This window comes from Psychrobacillus sp. Z3-81 (assembly GCF_056620325.1).
This window is the reverse complement of the sequence record NZ_JBWQPU010000013.1, coordinates 73690-94996: the sequence shown is the minus strand read 5'-3', so window position 1 is coordinate 94996 and position 21307 is coordinate 73690. Positions and strand designations below refer to the sequence as shown.

22 protein-coding genes, 1 rRNA gene and 1 other annotated feature are annotated in these 21307 nt (G+C 40.6%); all 23 genes read right to left on the bottom strand.

The window, feature by feature from the left end; translation table 11 throughout:
• Positions 1 to 76 (bottom strand): 16S ribosomal RNA (locus tag AC1ECF_RS14085); the annotation flags it as partial.
• 459 nt (positions 77 to 535) lie between these two features.
• Complete coding sequence (locus AC1ECF_RS14080) at positions 536 to 703, bottom strand: phage minor capsid protein (RefSeq protein WP_480390070.1); 168 nt, start codon at positions 701 to 703, stop codon at positions 536 to 538.
• A gap of 73 nt (positions 704 to 776) precedes the next feature.
• A complete protein-coding gene (locus tag AC1ECF_RS14075) occupies positions 777 to 1064 on the bottom strand; it encodes a hypothetical protein (RefSeq protein ID WP_480390066.1) in 288 nt (95 codons plus the stop codon).
• A gap of 83 nt (positions 1065 to 1147) precedes the next feature.
• Positions 1148 to 3910, bottom strand: coding sequence for an isoleucine--tRNA ligase (gene ileS / locus AC1ECF_RS14070; RefSeq protein WP_480390065.1), 2763 nt, complete (start codon positions 3908 to 3910; stop codon positions 1148 to 1150).
• 48 nt (positions 3911 to 3958) lie between these two features.
• Positions 3959 to 4182, bottom strand: a binding site (T-box leader).
• A 59-nt stretch (positions 4183 to 4241) separates the two neighbouring features.
• The gene (locus AC1ECF_RS14065) at positions 4242 to 4751 is read right to left on the bottom strand and encodes a DivIVA domain-containing protein (protein ID WP_480390064.1); all 510 of its coding nucleotides are present in this window, start codon (positions 4749 to 4751) and stop codon (positions 4242 to 4244) included.
• A gap of 98 nt (positions 4752 to 4849) precedes the next feature.
• Positions 4850 to 5638 (bottom strand): YlmH family RNA-binding protein, encoded by a 789-nt coding sequence (locus AC1ECF_RS14060; RefSeq protein ID WP_480390063.1) that lies wholly within the window; start codon positions 5636 to 5638, stop codon positions 4850 to 4852.
• A 75-nt stretch (positions 5639 to 5713) separates the two neighbouring features.
• Positions 5714 to 5977 (bottom strand): YggT family protein, encoded by a 264-nt coding sequence (locus AC1ECF_RS14055; protein WP_480390062.1) that lies wholly within the window; start codon positions 5975 to 5977, stop codon positions 5714 to 5716.
• Between the two features lie 19 nt (positions 5978 to 5996).
• A complete protein-coding gene (locus AC1ECF_RS14050; RefSeq protein WP_480390061.1) occupies positions 5997 to 6476 on the bottom strand; it encodes a cell division protein SepF in 480 nt (159 codons plus the stop codon).
• Positions 6473 to 7168, bottom strand: coding sequence for a YggS family pyridoxal phosphate-dependent enzyme (locus AC1ECF_RS14045; protein WP_480390069.1), 696 nt, complete (start codon positions 7166 to 7168; stop codon positions 6473 to 6475). Before AC1ECF_RS14045 ends, AC1ECF_RS14050 begins: the two co-directional genes overlap by 4 nt.
• Before the next feature lie 76 nt (positions 7169 to 7244).
• Complete coding sequence (locus AC1ECF_RS14040; protein ID WP_480390060.1) at positions 7245 to 7484, bottom strand: PRC-barrel domain-containing protein; 240 nt, start codon at positions 7482 to 7484, stop codon at positions 7245 to 7247.
• Between the two features lie 69 nt (positions 7485 to 7553).
• On the bottom strand, positions 7554 to 8336 hold the full coding sequence (sigG, locus tag AC1ECF_RS14035; RefSeq protein ID WP_480390059.1) for an RNA polymerase sporulation sigma factor SigG: 783 nt from the start codon (positions 8334 to 8336) through the stop codon (positions 7554 to 7556).
• 90 nt (positions 8337 to 8426) lie between these two features.
• Positions 8427 to 9128: an RNA polymerase sporulation sigma factor SigE gene (gene sigE, locus AC1ECF_RS14030; RefSeq protein ID WP_480390068.1), complete on the bottom strand. Its 702-nt coding sequence runs from the start codon at positions 9126 to 9128 to the stop codon at positions 8427 to 8429.
• A 5-nt stretch (positions 9129 to 9133) separates the two neighbouring features.
• The gene (locus AC1ECF_RS14025) at positions 9134 to 9976 is read right to left on the bottom strand and encodes a sigma-E processing peptidase SpoIIGA (RefSeq protein ID WP_480390058.1); all 843 of its coding nucleotides are present in this window, start codon (positions 9974 to 9976) and stop codon (positions 9134 to 9136) included.
• Positions 9977 to 10758: 782 nt separating this feature from the next.
• The gene (gene ftsZ / locus AC1ECF_RS14020) at positions 10759 to 11919 is read right to left on the bottom strand and encodes a cell division protein FtsZ (protein ID WP_480390057.1); all 1161 of its coding nucleotides are present in this window, start codon (positions 11917 to 11919) and stop codon (positions 10759 to 10761) included.
• 40 nt (positions 11920 to 11959) lie between these two features.
• On the bottom strand, positions 11960 to 13255 hold the full coding sequence (ftsA, locus tag AC1ECF_RS14015; protein WP_480390056.1) for a cell division protein FtsA: 1296 nt from the start codon (positions 13253 to 13255) through the stop codon (positions 11960 to 11962).
• A 104-nt stretch (positions 13256 to 13359) separates the two neighbouring features.
• Entirely contained in the window at positions 13360 to 13707 is a 348-nt protein-coding gene (locus AC1ECF_RS14010; protein ID WP_480390055.1) for a small basic family protein, read from the bottom strand.
• Positions 13708 to 13710: 3 nt separating this feature from the next.
• Positions 13711 to 14430 carry a DUF881 domain-containing protein gene (locus tag AC1ECF_RS14005; RefSeq protein ID WP_480390054.1) on the bottom strand — a complete coding sequence of 240 codons (720 nt, stop codon included), beginning with the start codon at positions 14428 to 14430 and terminating at the stop codon, positions 13711 to 13713.
• Between the two features lie 27 nt (positions 14431 to 14457).
• Positions 14458 to 15168, bottom strand: coding sequence for a DUF881 domain-containing protein (locus tag AC1ECF_RS14000; protein WP_480390053.1), 711 nt, complete (start codon positions 15166 to 15168; stop codon positions 14458 to 14460).
• Positions 15146 to 15946 carry a cell division protein FtsQ/DivIB gene (locus AC1ECF_RS13995; protein WP_480390052.1) on the bottom strand — a complete coding sequence of 267 codons (801 nt, stop codon included), beginning with the start codon at positions 15944 to 15946 and terminating at the stop codon, positions 15146 to 15148. Before AC1ECF_RS13995 ends, AC1ECF_RS14000 begins: the two co-directional genes overlap by 23 nt.
• A gap of 1 nt (position 15947) precedes the next feature.
• A complete protein-coding gene (locus AC1ECF_RS13990; protein WP_480390067.1) occupies positions 15948 to 17015 on the bottom strand; it encodes an FtsW/RodA/SpoVE family cell cycle protein in 1068 nt (355 codons plus the stop codon).
• 43 nt (positions 17016 to 17058) lie between these two features.
• Positions 17059 to 18411: a UDP-N-acetylmuramoyl-L-alanine--D-glutamate ligase gene (gene murD / locus AC1ECF_RS13985; RefSeq protein ID WP_480390051.1), complete on the bottom strand. Its 1353-nt coding sequence runs from the start codon at positions 18409 to 18411 to the stop codon at positions 17059 to 17061.
• Positions 18412 to 19383 carry a phospho-N-acetylmuramoyl-pentapeptide-transferase gene (gene mraY, locus AC1ECF_RS13980; RefSeq protein WP_480390050.1) on the bottom strand — a complete coding sequence of 324 codons (972 nt, stop codon included), beginning with the start codon at positions 19381 to 19383 and terminating at the stop codon, positions 18412 to 18414.
• 53 nt (positions 19384 to 19436) lie between these two features.
• Positions 19437 to 21302, bottom strand: a complete 1866-nt coding sequence (locus AC1ECF_RS13975) for a penicillin-binding transpeptidase domain-containing protein (protein ID WP_480390049.1) — start codon at positions 21300 to 21302, stop codon at positions 19437 to 19439.
• Positions 21303 to 21307 lie beyond the last annotated feature (5 nt).

Here is a 21307-nt window from a genome sequence, read left to right as displayed (position 1 = left end):
TCATCATCCGCTCGACTTGCATGTATTAGGCACGCCGCCAGCGTTCGTCCTGAGCCAGGATCAAACTCTCCATAAAATTAGCTTACGAAACACATCGTGTCTCGAAAACTTCTAAAATAGATAAGCTTTGATAGCTCATAAATTTTGCTGGCATCATCATAAAATGATGTCATTTGTTTTGCGATATGTTTCAATCGCTGTATATCTTGACGTTTTGCATGTTCAGTTTTCAATGTTCATTTTTCGCTATCTCAATGACAGCTAAATTAGAATAACATCTTCTCTTAGAAGAGTCAATAACTTTTTTTAAATTTATTTTCATAATCTTGTACTCGATAAATTCGCAGCTATTTTATTTTACATAATGGATTATTTCTATTGGTACAACTTTATAAAGCTGCCCAACTCGGATTAGTTCAACTAATAAGTCAGACTGTAAATAAAGATACAGCATTAATTACAGTAATAAATGAAGTTATTACAGTTAATTCATTTCTTCGGAAAGCGTCAAAGACAGTTTCGCCTTTCTGACCTGTCACTCCAACTGCCGTTGTTTCTGTACGACCTTTCCTCTCTCATAAGCATCATCTACATCGTATTGCTTTTGATTGTTGGTGTTCATGCCCTCGACGAATGGATAAAGGATATGTCTACAATTGACTCCTCTATTTCCTCCTGGAGTACCATAACCAAGTTCATAGATACTTGGATATTCTGGGTCACTTGAAGGATTGCTCGCAGAAGCAACTTCCCCTTAAATCATGGAGCATTCTTTCCTAGACAGTCATAGATGGTCTTAATTGTTCATCCTCTATTAGGTCCAAAGTTTTTTCATTTTTACGACTTTGGTCTGCATTTTTTACGACTTTCATTTCCCGTGTATTTCTGCTACAATCATCGCTTTTTTTGCTACAATCAAGCTCCTTTTTGCTACAATCAATTTCTCGAGCGCCTCCCGCTACTATTTTTGCTACAATGACCTGCATTTCTGCTACAATCACCGCTAGTTTTGCTACATTCAACACCATTTCTGCTACAATCACCCCTGTTTTTGCTACAATCATGCTCAGTTTTACGACTTTCCATTTCTACACACCCCCTCCCAACAAAAAAAACGAGCAAGCGCAAGGCTTGCTCGTTCATCATCTTATACGTAATGTTTTTCTACTACTTCTGCACAGCGAGTACATAATGTTGGGTGTGCTTCGTTTGTGCCTACTGTTTCAGAGATTGTCCAGCAGCGTTCACATTTTTCTCCGTCTGCTTTTACGACTACTACAGAAGCATGCTCTAATGCCAAGCTTTCTGCTGGAGCGTCTGCAGGAGAACCTGCTAGCTCGAACTGAGAAACGATGAATAGCTGTGCGAAATCGATTGCATCTGTTGCAAATAGGTCGCGGTATTCATGTTTCACGTATAACGTTACTTTTGCTTCTAGCGATTTACCGATTGTTTTTGCATTACGTGTTTCTTCTAATGCTTTTAATACATCGTCGCGAAGCTCCATAATTTTTTCCCATTTTGGTGCAAGCTCTTGGAATGCTGGATAGTCTACTGCTTCTGGCATATCTGTCAGCTGGATGCTTTCTTCCTCTTCATGCGCTAGGTAAGCCCAAAGCTCATCTGTTGTATGTGGAAGAATTGGTGTCACTAGCTTCAATAGTGCTAGTAGCGTATCGTACATCACCGTTTGCATTGCACGACGAGCTGGGTCGTCTTGACCGTAGATGTATACAACGTCCTTCGCGATATCTAGGTAGAAGGAGCTTAATTCACCAGATACGAAATTGTTCACTGTGTGGTAAACAGTTGCGAAGTCGTAACGGTCATATGCAGCACGTACTGTTTTGATTACCTCTTGAAGCTTCATGTACATGTATTGATCCACTTCACGAAGGTCTTCAAATGCCACACGATCATTTACCGGATGGAAGTCCGTGATGTTTCCGTGTAAGAAACGGAACGTGTTACGGATTTTGCGGTAAACCTCTGTTACTTGCTTGAAGATTGCATCGGATACACGAACATCAGCAGTGTAGTCTACAGAAGCAACCCATAGACGAACGATGTCTGCTCCCAGCTGTTTCATTACTTTCGCTGGAACGATGACGTTTCCAAGTGATTTACTCATCTTGCGTCCTTCGCCATCTAATGTGAAACCATGGCTTAGTAATCCTTTATATGGTGCATGACCGTACATCGCTGTGCTTGTGATTAGTGATGAGTTGAACCATCCACGATATTGGTCAGATCCTTCTAAATATAAATCTGCTGGGAACACTAAATCGTCACGCTCTGCAAGCACTCCTTGGTGAGAGGAGCCTGAGTCGAACCAAACGTCCATGATATCTGTTTCTTTTGTGAAGATGCCGTTTGGACTTCCTGGGTGTGTAAAGCCCTCTGGCAATAAATCCTTTGCATCTCTTTCAAACCAGATGTTCGATCCGTGCTCACGGAACAGCTTCGCCACATGTTCGATTGTTTCTTCTGTTAAGATTTCCTGACCATTTTCCGCATAGAATACTGGGATTGGAACACCCCATACACGCTGACGAGAAATACACCAGTCTCCACGGTCACGAATCATATTATAAAGACGAGTTTCTCCCCATGCAGGTGTGAACTTCGTTTCTTTGATTGCTTGAAGCAGCTGATCTCTGAATGCCTCAATAGACGCAAACCATTGTGGCGTCGCACGGTAAATTACCGGTTTTTTCGTGCGCCAGTCATGTGGATAGGAGTGCGTGAAGAATGTCAGCTTTTCAAGTGCACCAGCTTCTTTTAATGCCTCTGTGATTGCTTTATTCGCATCATCATAAAATAATCCTTCAAAGCCAGGTGCCTCTTCTGTCATAACCCCGCGGTCGTTCACTGGACAAAGCACATCCAAGCCATATGCTTTCCCTACGTAGAAGTCATCTTCCCCGTGACCTGGTGCTGTATGAACACAGCCCGTACCAGAATCAGTTGTTACGTGCTCTCCTAAGATGATTAGAGAATCTCTATCATAAAGTGGATGCTTCGCAACAAGGCGGTCCATTTCTTCACCCATTACCGTGCGCTCTACTGTGTACTCTTCCCAGCCAAGCTCAGAAGCTACTGATTCTACTAAATCTTTTGCTACGACAAATTTAGAATCCTTCGCTGACACCACTGCATACTCTACCTTTGGATGTAAGGAAATCGCTAAGTTTGCAGGAATCGTCCATGGAGTTGTCGTCCAGATGATGAACTTCGTGCCTTCTTCTAGCACGCCTTTTCCTTCTGTCACCGCAAAGCTCACATAGATAGATGGAGACTTTTTATCTTGATATTCAATTTCTGCTTCTGCTAACGCAGATTCACTGGATGGAGACCAGTAAACTGGCTTTAAGCCTTTATAGATATAGCCTTTTTTCGCCATCTCTCCAAATACTTGAATTTGACGAGATTCAAATTCTGGCTTCAGTGTTACGTATGGGTTTTCCCAATCACCGCGAACACCTAGACGCTTGAATTGAGCGCGTTGGTTTTCAATTTGCTCATACGCATAGTCTTCACAAAGCTTTCTGAACTCTGCTAAGGAAAGCTCTTTGCGTTTAACTCCTTTATTCGTTAACGCCTGCTCGATTGGTAGACCGTGCGTATCCCAGCCTGGTACATATGGTGCATGGAATCCCGTCATCGATTTTTGACGTACGATGATGTCCTTCAATACCTTGTTTAAGGCATGGCCCATGTGGATATCTCCGTTTGCGTATGGAGGACCATCATGTAAAACGAAGAATGGTCTATCCTTCGTACGGTCTAGTACCTTTTGATAAATGTCTTGCTCTTCCCATTTTGCTTGAATGTCTAGCTCTTTTACTGGCAAATTACCACGCATTGGGAAATCTGTCTTTGGCATCAGTAATGTGTCTTTGTATTCCATATTTGCTCCTCCTTTAATTTGACGAAAAATAAAAACTCCCCATCCCAACAAAGGGACGAGGAGTAAGATTCTCGCGGTACCACCCTAATTGTGGTCTCTAAGATAGAAACCACCACTTAGTATGTCATAACGGGACATAAACCGGAGATACTTACACGTTTTCAGTATCTCAGCTCCAAAGTGATCCTCTAAAGTATTTCTTGCTTGAGCTTTCACCATCCTCAAGTCGCTAAACTGAAATTTCCTTTAGACATCTTTATCTACGCTGTTGCTTGTTATATATGAAGTAATTATAGGTAATGTATGATGAACAGTCAAGAAGGTTGACGGATTATTCCTCCGTAGCTGAAATACGCTCAATAGCTGCTGTATCTACATCATACTCCATTAGATGATTCCAATCATCTGTGTTGATAAGATCCAGCTGTGCTTCTATAAGCATTTTAAAGCGATTGCGGAATACCTTAGACTGCTTTTTCAGTTCTTCAATCTCTAATGCTATCTTTCTAGCTTTAGATAAAGCTTCATTGACAATACGGTCTGCATTTTTTTCCGCTTCCTTCACAATAAGCTTTGCCTCTTTTTGAGAATTGCGACGAACTTCCTCTGCTGCTTCTTGAGCAACAACAATCGATTTATGTAATGTTTCTTCAAGGGAAGTGAAGTGCCCTACTTGTTCTGATGTAGCCTTTAATCTGTTTTCAAGCTCCTTCTTTTCCTTTAGGATAATTTCTAAGTCCTTCATAACCTGATCTAAGAATTCGTTTACTTCATCCTCGTTATATCCACGAAAGCCTTTACTGAATTCCTTGTTATGTATATCAAGCGGTGTTAATGGCATTTACTCCAGCTCCTTTACATTCTATCATTCTCTTCCCTCTATTATACAATTACCAGGGGATGAATACATCAAAATTTAAAATTTTATTGGGAATAATATTAGTTTTTTTGCTCTAATTTTCCAATTTGGAGTCGAATCTTATCTTTCTTTGTTCTTCCTTCAATCATTAATAGCTTGACTCTGCCCAGTCCACGCACAGAAAGTAAGTCCAATTCCTGTAGCTCCAGAGAGGTTTGGTCTCGTTCCGCCCAGTTCACCTTTACCTTTCCACCTGTAATCAGTGCTGCTGATTTTTGACGAGAAATGTTAAAAACGGAGGAAATGACCGTATCGAGTCTAAGAGAGCTGACAATATGAAGCTCTGACAGCCACTCTTCTTGTTGTGGGAAATAAAGTGCAGGATCCTCCACCAATTCCACTTGAACCTTCACTTTTCCTATACTTGTTAAATTGGCACGAACGTATTCCAAGACCTCACTTGCCACCACAAATTGAATGGAATCGTCCTGCACACGGATATCTCCAAATTTACTGCGATCCATGCCAAGAGACATAATTGCTCCAAGTACATCCTTATGACGGAGGGTAACAAACTTCTTCGGATATTTCACCTCCATCACAGCAAGCGAAAAATCACTATCCTGAGGCTCAAAATAAGAAGGATAGAGTAGCACACGCTGACGCTCTGCCTCTTCCAGTGCTCCTGCTACAGCCGATTCCACGCCTTCGTATTGTCTACGAAGAGTATCGAGGATAAACCGCTGTCTTGGATCTAAAAAGTCTGTAAGACGAGGGGCATACCGATCCTCCACCTCACGAATCATATTTACTGCCTGTTCTATAAAAGGCTGCTCATCCTTACGAAAATGCTGTAATAAATGCTCCATAAAAAATGCTCCCTTAAAAGTAAAACCCCACAAAAGTGAGGTCTATTACGTCTTCCATATTTAGATTGTTTATTGCTACATCAAATAGAATAGTACAGATATCACACCTCTTAAAGCTAACTGTAAAGCAAAAATAGCAACAATCGGTGAAATATCAATCATCCCAATTGGGGGAATAAATCTTCGGAAGATGTCTAGATATGGTTCACAAATCTTCCCTAATGCTTGGCCAAAGCTGGATTCTCTTACATTCGGAAGCCAAGACATAAAAATATAAATGATTAGCGCATACATGTAGAATGTAACTGCTGTATTTATTACCTGAATCAAAATTAACATGTTTAAGAAAGCTCCTCTATTAATCTAAATCATTGTAATAGTAATCGGAAATCGTTCCTGCTACCTCGACTGAGTCAGGTGCACACAAGAAGATGTCTGTTCCAATACGTTGAATATCTCCTCCTAAAGCATACACGGTTCCACTCAAGAAATCGATAATTCTGATTCCCTGTTCCTTGTCAATTCTTTGAAGGTTTACAATGACTGCTCTTTTATTTTTTAAATGCTCCGAGATATCCTGTGCTTCTGCATAAACTCTCGGTTCCATCAAGATTACCTTTGAAGATTTTTGCATATTTTGAATGCTAACAAGGTTAGGAACATTGGTATCCTTTGGCACGGCACTTACCTTTCTTTCTTTTGCATATTTTACTGGCTGTTGTTTTACAGGCTGCTCCATTGCCTGTTGCTGAGGTCTCGGAGATTGTTGAGTTGTAGCAGCTGCTTCTTCATCCTCTTCTAAATAGAAGAAATTTTTTACCCAGTTCTTCATGCTCATACATCTTCCTCCTTATCCTGCCCAACTAAAGCAGTTCCAACTCTTATGAATGTTGCTCCTTCTTCAATGGCAATTTCATAGTCTCCTGACATACCCATGGAGAGTTCTGTACAAGGGGCATGTGGATACTGCTTTGCCTCTATCATTTCTTGGAGCTCCTTTAACTTGCGAAATACCAGTCGAATAGAGTCCTCGTCCTCCGTAAGCGGTGCCATGGTCATTAAGCCGACAACCTTGATCTTAGGGAAGTCCTTTAATTGTTCAATAAAAGCTTCCGCTTCCTCATAGGCCAACCCATGCTTAGATTCTTCCTCGGCAACATTGACTTGAACAAAGCAATTCACTACGGACTCTGCTCGCTTTTCAATCTCTTCTGCCAGAGATATTCGATCAAGAGAATGAAGGTAATCAATCTTATTAATGACTGATTTTACCTTTCTAGTTTGCAAGGTCCCTATATAATGCCAAACGACATGTTCAGAAGAGATAGCTTCCTGTTTATTCGCTAATCCCTCTGGTCTGTTCTCCCCCAGATGCAGTACGCCACTTTCCATTACTTCTTTTGTTCTGTCTACCGAGACAGATTTTGTCACAGCAATTAAGCGAACTTGATCTGGATGTCGTCTAGAACGCTCACAAGCAGCTTCTATATGTTGTTGGATTGATTGTAAATTATTTTGAACACTATTCATATGAAACCAAACTTTCATCAATTGTCTTTTGTTCATTGTATCAATGAAAGCTTGTTTTATCAATGATGAACAAGTCTTAATCTCTATTTTTCGAAACAATAATAACATCTTTTCCAATTATTGAGACATTTCGAACACTGATTTTTTGTGTTTCCTTCTTTTTATTAAAAAAAGCCTGATAGCCTCCGGAAGATTCCACAATAAATGAAGTAATAAAGCCGGTATCCTTATCTATTTCCGCATCCACAATATACCCTAACAATTGACCAGTAACGGATTCTATGACTTCTTTTTGCTGCGCTTCAGAAAATTTCACTTCGTCCCCTCCTTTCCACAGTATATGTTAGGACAAGAGAAAAAACGCTTTTTCTCTGAAGAAAAAGCGTTATTTCAAATTGAGCTGACTTTGGATGGTAGATAATGCACTCTTTTCTAAGCGCGAGATTTGAGCTTGTGATAAACCTAAATCAGCAGCAATCTCTGTTTGGGTAGCTCCATAGTAAATGCGTTTTGTTAAAATTTTCTTTTGACGGCTATCTAGATTTTGAAAGCTATCCTTTACGGTAAAATAGGTAACCCATTGATCTTCTGATACATCATTATCACAAAGCTGGTCCATCATATAGATAGCGTCGCCGCCATCACTGAAAATTGGCTCTTGCAGAGATACTGGATCTTGAATGGCATCCAGGGACAAAAGAATATCTTCCACTGGTATCTCTAAAATTTTTGCTAAATCCTCTAACGTAGGCTCCTCAAGGTGTTCGTTTATATATTGTTCCTTTGCTTTCATCGCTTTATATGCTATATCTCTTAAGGATCTAGATACTCTTACTGAATGGTGGTCTCGTAAATGTCTTTTAATTTCTCCAATAATCATTGGTACTGCGTATGTGGAGAAGCGAACATTATGCTTTAAATCAAAATTTTCGATGGATTTTATTAACCCGATACAACCAACTTGGAACAAATCATCCGCTTGTTCTCCGCGGTAGGCAAACCGTTGAACAAGACTTAGTACCAATCTCAAATTCCCCATTACTAATTCATCTTTTACCGATTCCTCACCAGCTTGAAGTCTTATAAATAACGCTTTCATTTGCTCGTGAGATAATAAAGGAAGCTTTGATGTATCAATGCCGCATAATTCAACTTTTGTTCTCGTCATAGCTCTTCCTCCGGACTGTTTAATAGTTCTTAGTCAGTTTGTCCGTCGGAAGAGAGATTATTCGAAGTGGAAACTATCCAATTTCAGCCATCAAGCGATAGGCTCGTTCAGTACTTCTTTTAAGTCCAAAATTATTTTTTTCTCCAACCTGGAGATATAGGATTGGGATATTCCGAGATGATCCGCAACCTCTTTTTGCGTCATTTCTTCTCGCCCATTCAAGCCAAATCGACATTGCATAATATACTTTTCCCTGTTCCCAAGAAGATTAATTGCCTCAAAAACATGCTGTCTTTCTAGCTTTTTCTCTACATCTTCAATAATCAAATCCTCACTGGTTCCTAATATATCGGATAGTAATAGCTCATTCCCATCAGAGTCTGAGTTCAATGGCTCGTCAAAGGAAACCTCTGATTTCATCCGATTCGTTTTTCGAAGATGCATCAAAATCTCATTTTCTATACACCTAGAAGCATAGGTGGCAAGCTTAATTCCTTTATCTAAATTAAATGTTTCCACCGCTTTTATTAACCCAATAGAGCCAATGCTAATTAAATCCTCAATATTCGTATTCGTTTGATCATACCTTCTTGCAATATATACAACTAAACGGAGGTTTCTTTCAATTAATACATCTCTCGCATGCTCATCGCCATTCATGAATGAAATTAACATATCGCGCTCTTCTTCTCTCGTAAGTGGTTTTGGTAGTGATTCGCTTCCTCCAATATAATGAACCGGTTTTCTTCGCAGCGATAATATCCAGTAATATATGCGACGAATAAAGGGCATAATCATTATTTAACACTCCTCTTTTTTAGATGATAATAGCTGGAACTGTGTAAGATGCCATCTGCTTCATGAGGAAATTTTTCTTTCCCCCTAGTTAGTACGATATAGCCTTTCGGGAGCTTTTCTTCTCCAATCATCCACTGCTCAAATCTTATGCCAATTACCCATGCCTTCTCTTTTTGAATGGTAGCTATCGGAATTAATCTCACCATTGCAGCATATTCTTTTGGGAGTCCATCTAAGCCTTGGTAATCCTGGCTATCCCAGCTTTCTATAAACTGATATAGTACAGGTGGAATAATGTCCTTCACTGCATCACCAGACAAAAAGTGAACCGGTTCATTGGAAAGCGGCTCTCGACAAACATTGCCGGAGTCTATAAATAATTGAAGCTTTTTCTGTTGTCCGAACAGATGCAAGTCGGAAGCAAAAACTAAATTTCTTTCTGTTTGAGAGATATGCACCCTAAGTACATGCTTGGACAATAGATATAATCCACCTATAGCAATAAGTCCATAATTGATGAGCATAAATGTTTGTCCAGTTTTTTCGTACATCGGCGCTATCGCAGTTAACAAGCCTCCCGCAAAAAGCGTGGCTAATAATGTGAGAGACATCGCTTTCAGCATCTGCGTCCGCTTTTTCCAAAATGCAATTCCCAGCATCAGAAAGAACGTGAGCAACAATGTCATCACATGGTGTGCGAACAGAACTGTAAGTACCCCAGCAACAAAGGCAGACAGAAGCAAATATCTCTTTTGATTTTCAATCCAACCGATTCTGTTCGCAAACGCTAAAACCGTATAATTGAAAAACGTATTCGTTGCTATCATTACTTCTGCGTACATAGCTCTCCCCCCTTTTGATAAAATCTTATCACCTACCAATTAAGAACTTTGTCAAAATAAAAGGTCGAATCCACATTTTCGAGCGACAAATTTTTAACAGGCGAGCTTCGTAATAACTACTTTATATTAGGGATTTATTAATCAACCACTCGAAGCGAGCGATACCTGGAACAGATTCGTAACCCCCTCGAAGCGAGCGATACTTCGTTACGATCGATAGAACCCTGTAACTGCACGATAGAACTCTGGAATCGATTGATACCTCCCCATTTCCGCTCGATACACCTTATTTTCCGATCAGTAATTTGAAAACCGATCGATAGTACTCTTGAATCGCACGATACCTCCTCGTTTCCGCTCGATAGATCCCTCGAATCGATTGATACCTCCCCATTTCCGCTCGATACACCCGGTTTTCCGCACAGTTGACCGTCTTTTCCGCGCAGTAATTCTTCTTTCAGAGTGAAATCTTCTCGATATTTAGGAGAAATTTACTCTCGTTCAGCAAGCCCTACTTATTGGTCATCCGCTGGCATTAGGTGAAGATCCTACTTTATCTCATTTACACTAAGATTCGCTCGGATAGCACGGTCAGTCTTACTTATGGGTCATTACTGCATTTTGAGGAAATCCTGCTTACTCTCACTCGGCAAGCCCTCACTTCCATGCGATCCGCTGAATCAGAAGGAAATGCTTCTTTTGACACGTTACCTCACTAAGTTCCAGCCAACAAAAAAGACTGTAGAAGTCGAATCTTCTACAGTCTCAAATCTAGTAAGCTATTAGTTTCTACGTTGACGGTTGCGTAGGAAGGTTGGGATATCCAGTGCATCGTCTTGTGATGAATGATTGTTTATAGGACGTTCCTGTTGGAAAGTTGGCTGGGAGTGCTGTGGCTCCTCTTTTCTAGCTTCTCGCTGAGTAGTTGCAGCTTGCTGTGCACGTGCTGCTCCTAAACCACCAGTTCTTGGTTGCTTTTGTGCGATGATTTCTTCGTTGAAGCCAGTTGCAATTACGGTTACCACGATTTCGTCTTTTAAGTTGTCATTGATGACAGAACCGAAGATCATGTTCACTTCTTCGTCAGATGCGGATGCTACGATGTCTGCCGCCTCTTGAACTTCAAATAGACTTAGATTGGAGCCGCCTGTGATATTCATTAGGACACCAGTTGCTCCATCGATGGATGTCTCTAGTAAAGGACTGGAAATAGCTTTCTTTGCAGCCTCCGCAGCGCGGTTTTCTCCTGCAGAAATACCGATTCCCATTAGAGCCGCACCTTTATTAGACATAATTGTTTTTACATCAGCGAAGTCAAGGTTGATTAAACCAGGTACTGCGATCAAGTCAGAGATACCTTGTACCCCTTGGCGTAATACATTGTCTGCCTCTCTAAATGCTTCTAGCATTGGCGTGTTTTTATCCACGATTTCTAGAAGACGGTCATTTGGAATGACAATTAATGTATCTACTGCTTCCTTCATCATACCGATTCCGCCAACTGCTTGTGTCGAGCGCTTACGACCTTCGAAAGTAAATGGACGTGTTACGACACCAACTGTTAGAGCACCTAAATCACGTGCGATTTGTGCGATAACAGGTGCAGCTCCAGTACCGGTACCGCCTCCCATACCTGCAGTAACGAAGACCATGTCTGCTCCTCGTAGAGCTTCCTCAATAATTTCTTTACTTTCTTCTGCTGCTTTCTTTCCTACCTCAGGATTTGCACCTGCTCCTAATCCACGAGTCAGCTTGCCGCCAATTTGCAGTTTCACTTCTGCTTTGGACATATTTAGTGCTTGAGCATCTGTATTAACAGCAATAAAGTCTACACCCTGCACACCATGCTCGATCATTCGGTTAACGGCGTTGTTTCCTCCGCCACCTACTCCGATTACTTTAATAATAGCCAATTGATCTTCATTCGTTTCAAATTCTAACATCCTATTGCCTCCTATACCCTTCACTATGATAAAAGTTACGTCATTCGAAGAACTTGTCAAATAGTTTTTTTGCTTTTGTCATTGCACTTTCTTTATTTCCATTTGTCGGTTTCTTTTGTGGTGTTTGTTTTTGATTTTTAGGACTTGCTGTTACTTCACTTGACTCCATTTCAGACAATGCTTGGCTATTGCCAATTTTACCATAGAAAAGGTCTTCTTTATAGGCATATCTTATAAGGCCAACAGCAGTTGTGTATTGCGGCTCTCTTACCCCGATATAATCTGGGGTATAAAGTCTTACTCTCGTCTGGAGAATATGTCTAGCGAGATGCCCTATTCCTTCTAGCTTGGAAACACCACCCGTAATCACTACGCCACCAGGAAGGTCCTGAACTCCCATTCGATAAAAATCCTCTAGGATCAGTTCAAATAACTCCTCTAATCGGACACCAATGATTTCTGCGATGTAACGCTGTGAATACTGCTCCTTCATGTCAGCTCCGATTACAGGAACCTCGAAAAGCTCGTCCTCTGAAGCATCATCATAGAAGGCATGTCCATAGCGTAATTTAATCATCTCTGCTTGCTCCGTCGGCGTCTTCAATACAATGGATAAATCCTTTGTAATATGGTCTCCACCTACCGGAATGACAGAGGTATTTACTAAATGTCCCTCGTTGAAAATGGCAATAGTTGTGGAGCCACCACCGATATCTATATAAGCGGTTCCGTGGTTTTTCTCATCTTCTGTTAAAGCAAAATGTCCCCCGGCTAAAGGCTGTAAATAGATCTCTCTAATTTTTAGTCCAGCTCTTTCCACACAACGCAACACATTATGTAAGATTGTTTTGGAGGTGGTCATCATCATACCATCAAGCTCTAAACGAGTGCCAATCATGCCACGCGGATCTTTTATTTCCTCCAGATGATCAACGATAAATTGCTTAGGTACAATGCTGATAAGCTCTCTTTCTGGAGGGATAGACATTACCTGTGCGGATTCTAATACTCTGTCTAAATCTAAATCGGTAATCTCCCTATCTTCTCTGTTAACTGCTACAACACCTTTAACATTTTGTATATTCGCCATATTAGCAGGAATACCAAGGACTATTTCATGAATAGACATCCCAATCATTCTTTCCGCTTCATTTACAGCTTTTTTAATCGATTGTACAGTGGCATCTATATCAACAATGGTTCCTTTTCGTATCCCATTTGATTTTACATTTCCTACACCAATTACGTGTAGTGAATTATCATTCATTTCTCCTATCAATACCTTGATGGAGGATGAACCGATATCAAGTGATACATACATTTCTGACTGATTCAACCCGTGGCACCTCCTGAAAACTCTTTATTTATTATTCTATTGTAAAAACGATATAAAGTCTAAAAGTTTCTAAGCAAATAAGGAACATTCCTACATTTGGTTATTTATTTTCCTCTATCTGCCCATTTATTTAGTAATAAGCGACGAATTACCGCTATGTTTTGGAACAAGCGAACGCCAAATGCAAATATTGCAGCAAGATATAAATCTACCCCGAGGTGAACACCTAAAAAAGCAAGTGCTGCTGCTAGTGCGATATTAAAGAAAAATCCCGTCACAAATACCTTATCGTCATATACATGCTGTAGTTGAGCCCTAATCCCACCAAACAACGTATCTAGGGCAGCCAATACTGCAATGGAAAGATAATTTTCATAAACCTCTGGAATTTGAATATCTGTTAAAAGTCCTAAGGAAATTCCCAGAATCAAACCTAGTAATGGCAACCACATAAATTACTCTCCTCCTGGAATTTCTTGTAGGAATTCTGCGCTTACTTGCTGATCATAAGCTGTAATGACAACCTCTTCCATTGGTTGTCCAACATTCAATCGTAAATTATCTATATAAAGGTCATCAGCTAGCGAGGAAGCCTCTAATTGATTGTACATTTTCCTGGCATCCTCATAGGTTGACGTCCCGATTTTTATGATGAAGGGCGCTCGCTTGACTGCTAAATTATTAATCGTCGTTCGACCGTTTACATCTCGGATAGCAGAAGCATAAGTAACTCGTTTTCCATCTACCTCTATCGCCTTTGCTTTAAATCGATTTACTTCGTTTAATAATCTTATTAATAAATCTGGAGAAATCTCTTCTACTTTCTCTCCCACTGCCATACTCTCTAATGAGGGCTCGATTGTTAGCTCCAACCCTGGTCCACTGAATTCCTCTAGTCCAATATCCTTCTTTAATTCGTCTACTGTTTCCATCAAAGCGATTTCTGGACTTTGATTCACCATATTTTCATATTTACCGATGATTTCTTCTAAGGAGGTTACTTCTGACAGAAGCTCTGAATGAAATTCCATTTCTTTAGCTAGCTCCTGTCTAATGGTCCAAATATCACGAGTGTCTCGAACCTCTGGATTTTTTACCGTGTTATATTGAACTGCCAACATAAAACCTAAGATTAACAGTATCACAGTAAACCGAATATAGACGGTTTTTTTCATTATTCGGCCTCCTTACTCCTTGCTCTTTTATTCATTACGTAGTGCTGGCATTGTTACGTCACTCTTTTCTTCCACTGTTACTACAATATTATCATTCACTAGCTGGCTCACCACTCCCCCACCTAGGTTAAGAGCAGCAATTAACACAGAAGGATCTCCTACCGCCTCTATTTTAAAAGGTGCAGGAAATTTCTTTCCGTCTACCGTAATGACAGGACCGGTACAGACGATATGGGAGTTTGCATGAAGTCGTTGGCCGTTTATAGCGATTGCTTCCGCCCCCGATATTTTTAATTCATTAATAACCGTAAACACATGACTTTCATGGACGATGTAATCATTCGGATCCTCTTGGGAAGGATCATATGCTCCATCTTCTAGAGAAACCTCTACCCCTTTTCCTTTCGCAGGAATATCTCCTATCAGAAGTCTTAGCATTTCAGCCTCTTGGACAAGCTCTTCCACGCTTTCTTCGCTAGAAGCAAAAGACTGCTCATAGTCCCTGATTGTCTGATGTTTCTGATTGATTTCTTCCATCAGCTCCTTATTTTGCTCCTTTTGCTCTATCAGCTGTGCTCGATATTTTTCCATTTCCTTTGAATACATACCAGTTTCCTGTTCCTCTTCTCCTGCTGCAAGACTATAGGAATACGCCAGTATAAAACCAAGCACGAGACTGACCAATGAAATAAGAATACGTCCTCGGAAAGGATTCTTATGGAGTTTGTCCTTCTTCATCCCCCGTCGCCTCCTCTGTTAAGTCAATATCGATGGTTGTTTGTGAGTATGGCTGGAAGAACGAGCCTACTTCCATGTCGATGACACCCTTTAATCCTGGCTCTAGCTGACTGATAATAGACGGATAGTATTGCATCTTCTCCGCAAATGATGGAAGAATTGCTTGTACCTCATTTCCGTCATTCATAAATACCCGAATAGAAAATTTATCGTTTTCTTTCGGTGTATAGTGAATTTGTGAGATAGAATTAAGTATTTCACTCTGTAGCTTTTTGAGCTCTTTCATTAAACGAAATCGAGTATTTTCTTCCTCAAAGCCTTTCAGCAAAGGCCCGTCTATTGGTAGCACTTCTTCATAGGGTTTGATTTGCTTACCGTTCTCCAGTACCAGCTCAAAGCCATCCCCGTATTCAATATATCCCACTTTTTGGTATTCCTCTACTTTAATTGCAACTGTTGTAAACCAGTCTCTTGTCACCTTGGCTTTTTTGACCCAACCGTTACGTTCCAAAAGCTCCTCCAGTTGCTTTTCTTTAAAACTCCACATTGAGTCGCCTACTTGAATGGTTAGTTGCTCTAGATATTCTTCCATAGGGACCAAGGCAGCCCCCTCTATCTCAATCTTTTGCACTTGACTATAAGAGGATTGAAAATAGAGGACAACTGCCAATGTGAGTGTAAAGAGAAGAAGTAGAATGGAAAACTTCTTATTTGTTCTACGTCTTCTTTTTTCTTTTAAAGTAGGAATTCGATCCTCGATATCTATTACCTTTTCCATTCTACCGCCTCCCTTCTTTAATACTTGTATTTGCTAAACATAAAATAATCCCGATAATGCCCCATGTCATAACCAATGAGGAGCCACCATAGCTGATGAATGGCAATGTTACTCCTGTTACCGGGAGTAAGCCCGTTACGACACCCATATTCAAAAAGGTCTGCACCATTAGAAGCGATGTTAAGGCAATAATCATCATTTGAGCTTCCTTGGTTTTTGCACGAGCTGCTAGCATAAAGCCAGTGGTGAAAAAAATAACAAACGCTGTGATAACAATCAGACCGCCTATGAATCCTGTTTCTTCTAGTAGGATAGAAAAAATAAAATCATTCTGAGGCTCCGGTAAGTATAAAAACTTTTGTCTGCTATTTCCGTACCCAAAGCCAAACAATCCAGCAGGGCCAATCGCAAGCAACGATTGGATTGCTTGGAAACCTGAACCTAGCGGGTCTTGCCACGGATCTAAAAAGGCTTTTATTCGTTCTAGTCGATAAGGAGCGGAAATAATCAGAGCTGCCAATGCCAACACCCCAGATGCCCCTATCGCGAAAAAGAACTTAAGCGGTAATCCTGCAGCAAATAAGAGAAAAAATACGCCAACCACAAGAACAAATGCTGAACCGAAATCAGGTTGCACCATGATTAAGGCAATAGGGATCAATAAAATAGCCCCACAACGCATATAGAGTCTTTTCTTCGACTTATCTCCCTTCGCTAAGAGAGTCGCCAAGACGCCTAAAACAGCAATCTTTGCTAGCTCGGCAGGCTGGAAATTCGTAAATCCTAACGAAATCCAGCTTTGCGAGCCATTTCGCACGACTCCTATTCCTGGGATTAAAACAGCAATAAGAAGAACGACGGCTAGTATATATAGCATGTTCCAAAACTTTTCAGACCGAATGAATACCCTACTTTGAATCACATAAGCACCTGCGATCCCAAGTCCTAAGAAAATAGCTTGTTTAACCGCGAAGGGCATTTGCCCCTGATAGTGCACTTGGCTCCAATAAGAGCCAGCCGAGTGCACGAAAAAAATGCCAACCAACGATAAAAAAAGGACTGATGCTATAAAAAATAGCGTTACTTTATCTTTCGACTATGCCATCCTTTCACTACTTTAACTGCTGCACTTGTTCAATAAATTCATTCCCTCTCAACTCGAAGCTAGCATACTGGTCCCAGCTTGCACATGCTGGTGAGAGAAGAACGATATCTCCTTCTGAGGAGCACTCTACTGCATGCTTCACAGCTTCTTGGAGATTTTGTACTCTTTGAACTACAGGTATTCCTTGACTTTCACCAAAAGCTTGGAGTCTCTCTGCGGTCTCTCCAAAATGAATAAGGGCCTTTACATTACCAAGATAAGGACTCAGCTCATCAAATGAATGTCCGCGATCTACTCCACCAGCAATCCAAACTACCGGCTCATTAAACCCTTCTAACGCACTCTTAGCAGCTAACGTGTTGGTAGCCTTTGAATCGTTATAAAACTTTCTACCATTCCATTCACGTACAAACTGTGTTCTATGCTTCACACCTTGGAAGGATGCTAGCGTTTGCTGAATACTCTCTAGTGGGCAATCTACCAGTAAAGCAGCAGCAGTGGCAGCAAGCACATTCTCTAGATTGTGCTTCCCTCTAAGAGCAATGCTTGCGCGTTCCAGAATTTTATCTCCATTCCAGTAGATAAAATGCGTATCCGCACTAATTCCAATTTCCGATTTTCCACTTACAAAAAACGGCACCTTTTGTGCATTGCTCTTTTCTGCACATTCCACCACTAACGGTTGCTCAGCATTGTATATAAACCAATCCGTAGCATCCTGTCTCTTTGTAATATGGAACTTTGCCTCTACATATTCCTCGAAGCTGCCATGATAATCCAAATGCGCTTCATATAAATTTGTGAGAATAGCAATCTTCGGCTTTAATTCCTCTGTCCCCATTAACTGAAAGGAGGATAGCTCCATTACAATATGATCCTCTTTTGACGCATCTCTTGCTACTCCAGATGCCACCGTACCAATATTTCCTGCTATCAGTGGTCTTTTATTACCCTTTTCTAGCATATCCGCTATAAGTGTAGTGGTCGTAGTTTTTCCATTGGAGCCGGTAATTCCAATAATCGGTGCCTCACTAATGCGATAGGCAAGCTCTACCTCTGTCCATACAGGAATCCCACGTTTTACAGCTTCTGCAATGACTGGGTTCGTATATGGTATCCCTGGGTTTTTTACAATTAAACTAAATCCTTCATCTAGCAGATCCTCTGGGTGACTTCCACAAATGACTGTTAGGCCCTTGGATAATAAGTATTTTGCATTCTCATTCTGGTCAAAGGGCTTGGAATCATTTACCGTGACAAATGCTCCTAAATCATGAAGGATTTCTGCAGCAGCAGTTCCACTCTTCGCCAATCCTAAAACTAAAACCTTTTGATGATAGACTCTTGGTAGTTCATTCACCTACAAAACCTCCATGATCACAACAAACATCGCTGCAACAAAATTGATAGCCCAAAAAACAAGAACAATTTTACGTTCCTTCCATCCTGAAAGCTCAAAGTGATGATGAATTGGACTCATGCGGAAGATTCTCTTTCCAGTCGTTTTAAAGCTGATGACCTGCAAAATAACAGATAAGGTTTCGATTACAAAGATAATACCTACTAGCAACAAAAGGATTTCTTGCTTGATTAGGATGGAAACCATCGCTAAAGCTGCACCTAACGCAAGAGAACCAGTATCCCCCATAAATACTTTCGCAGGATTTTTATTGAACAATAAAAACCCTAGTAATGCACCTGCTACGCTAAATGTAAAAATCGCAATATCTGTTTGCTCATAAGCTAGTGCCAGCACACCAAATGTTGCGAAGGAAACAGATGCAGTTCCTGATACTAAGCCATCCAAGCCGTCTGAAAGATTAACAGCATTTGAAAACCCAACTAGCCAAAAGATAAAGAAAGCTACATAAAACTGACCCAGTTGAATTTTCATATCTGTGAATGGCACGAGCAGAGAAGTATCAAATGGACCAAACTTCAACAAGAAAAAGGCGAAAACTGCTACGACAATCTGACCAATTAGTTTTTGAAGCGATGTAAGGCCAAGATTTCTTTTTAGCACTACCTTGATAAAATCATCTAAAAACCCAATTAGCCCAAATCCAACTAGAATGATTAATAGCACAATGGTTTGAGTAGTCATTTTGTCAAAAAAGTAGGAGATAGCTAAGGTAGAGATGATGATAGAAACTAGAAATATTAAGCCTCCCATTGTTGGTGTGCCGGCTTTTTTTTGATGAGATTCCGGCCCCTCTTCTCGAATGCTCTGTCCGAATTTCATCCTTTTTAAATACGGAATGATAATAGGGGCAAGTATTACTGATATAAGAAAGCTTGTTAATAGCGTGATTATCGTTGTAGACAATGTCATAAAAAAATCTCCTTAAATACGATCAACTATCTATATTTGTTCTATAGTTATTCTTATTTTGTGTAAACATGTATAGTCCCATCCAAAGGAATCAGACTATTTTCTTTCGGAAGCTGCGATAAAATTTCATCTCCGTCTCCATGCCAGACAATTTGAAAAGGATACATATAAGCGGTGATTTCTTTTCGTTTTGTTCCTACTAAGTTTGGAACACGAGTTGTTTGTACATCGCCCCATCTATATTCCTTCTCTAGCTGTTTGCCACCACCTGTGGTCTCAAGAGAGTCCTCGATAATCTGTCCCACAATAGGAGCTGCAATTACTCCCCCAAACTGGGTACTATGCTTCGGATTGTCTATCGCCACGTAGACTAGCAACTCAGGTTTGTCTGCTGGCGCAAAACCAATGAAGGAAACGATGTATTCGCCATCCATATACCTTCCGTTTTGTACCTTTTGAGCAGTACCGGTTTTTCCACCGATTCTTAACTGGTCTCTATAAGCATTTCGGCCGGACCCATGAGCAACTACATGCTCCAACGCTTCCCTTACTTGAGCGGAAGTTTCTTCAGAGATTATTTGCTCTTTCATTTCCGGTTTCGCAGAAGAAAGCACTTCCTTTGTTTCTCCGTCCAATACATTTTTTACAATGTATGGCTTGTAGAGATACCCACCATTGATAGCAGCTGCTACTGCTTGAACTTGTTGTATCGGTGTAACAGATATTCCTTGACCAAAGGAGGTCGTTGCGTGCTCGACAGGACCGTATCGATCTTTACTAAATAATATACCCGAGGATTCTCCAGCCATGCCTGAGCCTGTTGTTTGACCAAAGCCAAATTTCCGAATATATTCTTGAAGCTTATCTGGACCTACTCTTCTACCAAGCTCAATAAAACCAGGGTTGCAGGAATTCTCTACAACCTCTAAAAAGGTTTGGCTTCCATGACCAGATCGCTTCCAGCATCGTAATCTCGAGCCTTCTACAATGGTATACCCAGCATCATGAAAATGTTGATTCTCTAAATCTACTACCTTCTCCTCCAAAGCGGCACTTAAGGTAATAATTTTAAAGGTAGACCCGGGCTCAAACGTCATCCAAACTGGTAAATTACGATTATAAATAGTAGAATCAACTTCCTGATAGGAAGAAGGATCAAAATTAGGAGCAGAGGCCAAAGCAAGAATCTCTCCGTTATTCGGATTCATCACAATTGCAATTCCTTGTGTTGCCTCATACTTATCCATTGCCTGAGATAGTTCTCTTTCTACCACTGTTTGTATTTTCATATCAACAGTAAGCTGAACATGGTTTCCATTAACACCATTTTTCCATCCATCATCTACGTGGGGCAGAGGAATACCTTTTGCATCCGTAAACATACGAATTGCAGACTCTTTTCCTTTTAGGACAGAATCATACTGATATTCGATACCCGCTAATCCTTGTGCATCATATCCGGTAAATCCTAATAACCTAGAAAGCATTTGCCCATGTGGGTAATCTCTTATGTAGTCAATACCTGAATATAAGCCCTTAATATTCCTATCCTGTATATCCATCGCCAATTCTGAGGAAATATTCTTTCCCTCTGGAGCAATTTTCACGAGATAGGCTCTCTTATTTATTTGCTCATACAGTTTGCTTTCTTGGACTCCTAACAAAGGAGACAAGACATTTGCAACTTTTTCTGGCTCCTTGTTTTGAGAAGGCATATAGAAAAGGGTGGGAGAAAGCTTGTTGCCCACAATAATTTCACCATTTCTATCTAGTATATTCCCTCTCATCGATGCATAAGGCAGCTCCCTGTCCCAGCTTTCCTTTGCCTTCGTGGTAAGCTCATCAAATTGAAAAAATTGAAGCTGCATCAGCTTACCACCAACGGCAAGGAATAATAGGACAGTGATTAACCAAATCATACGTA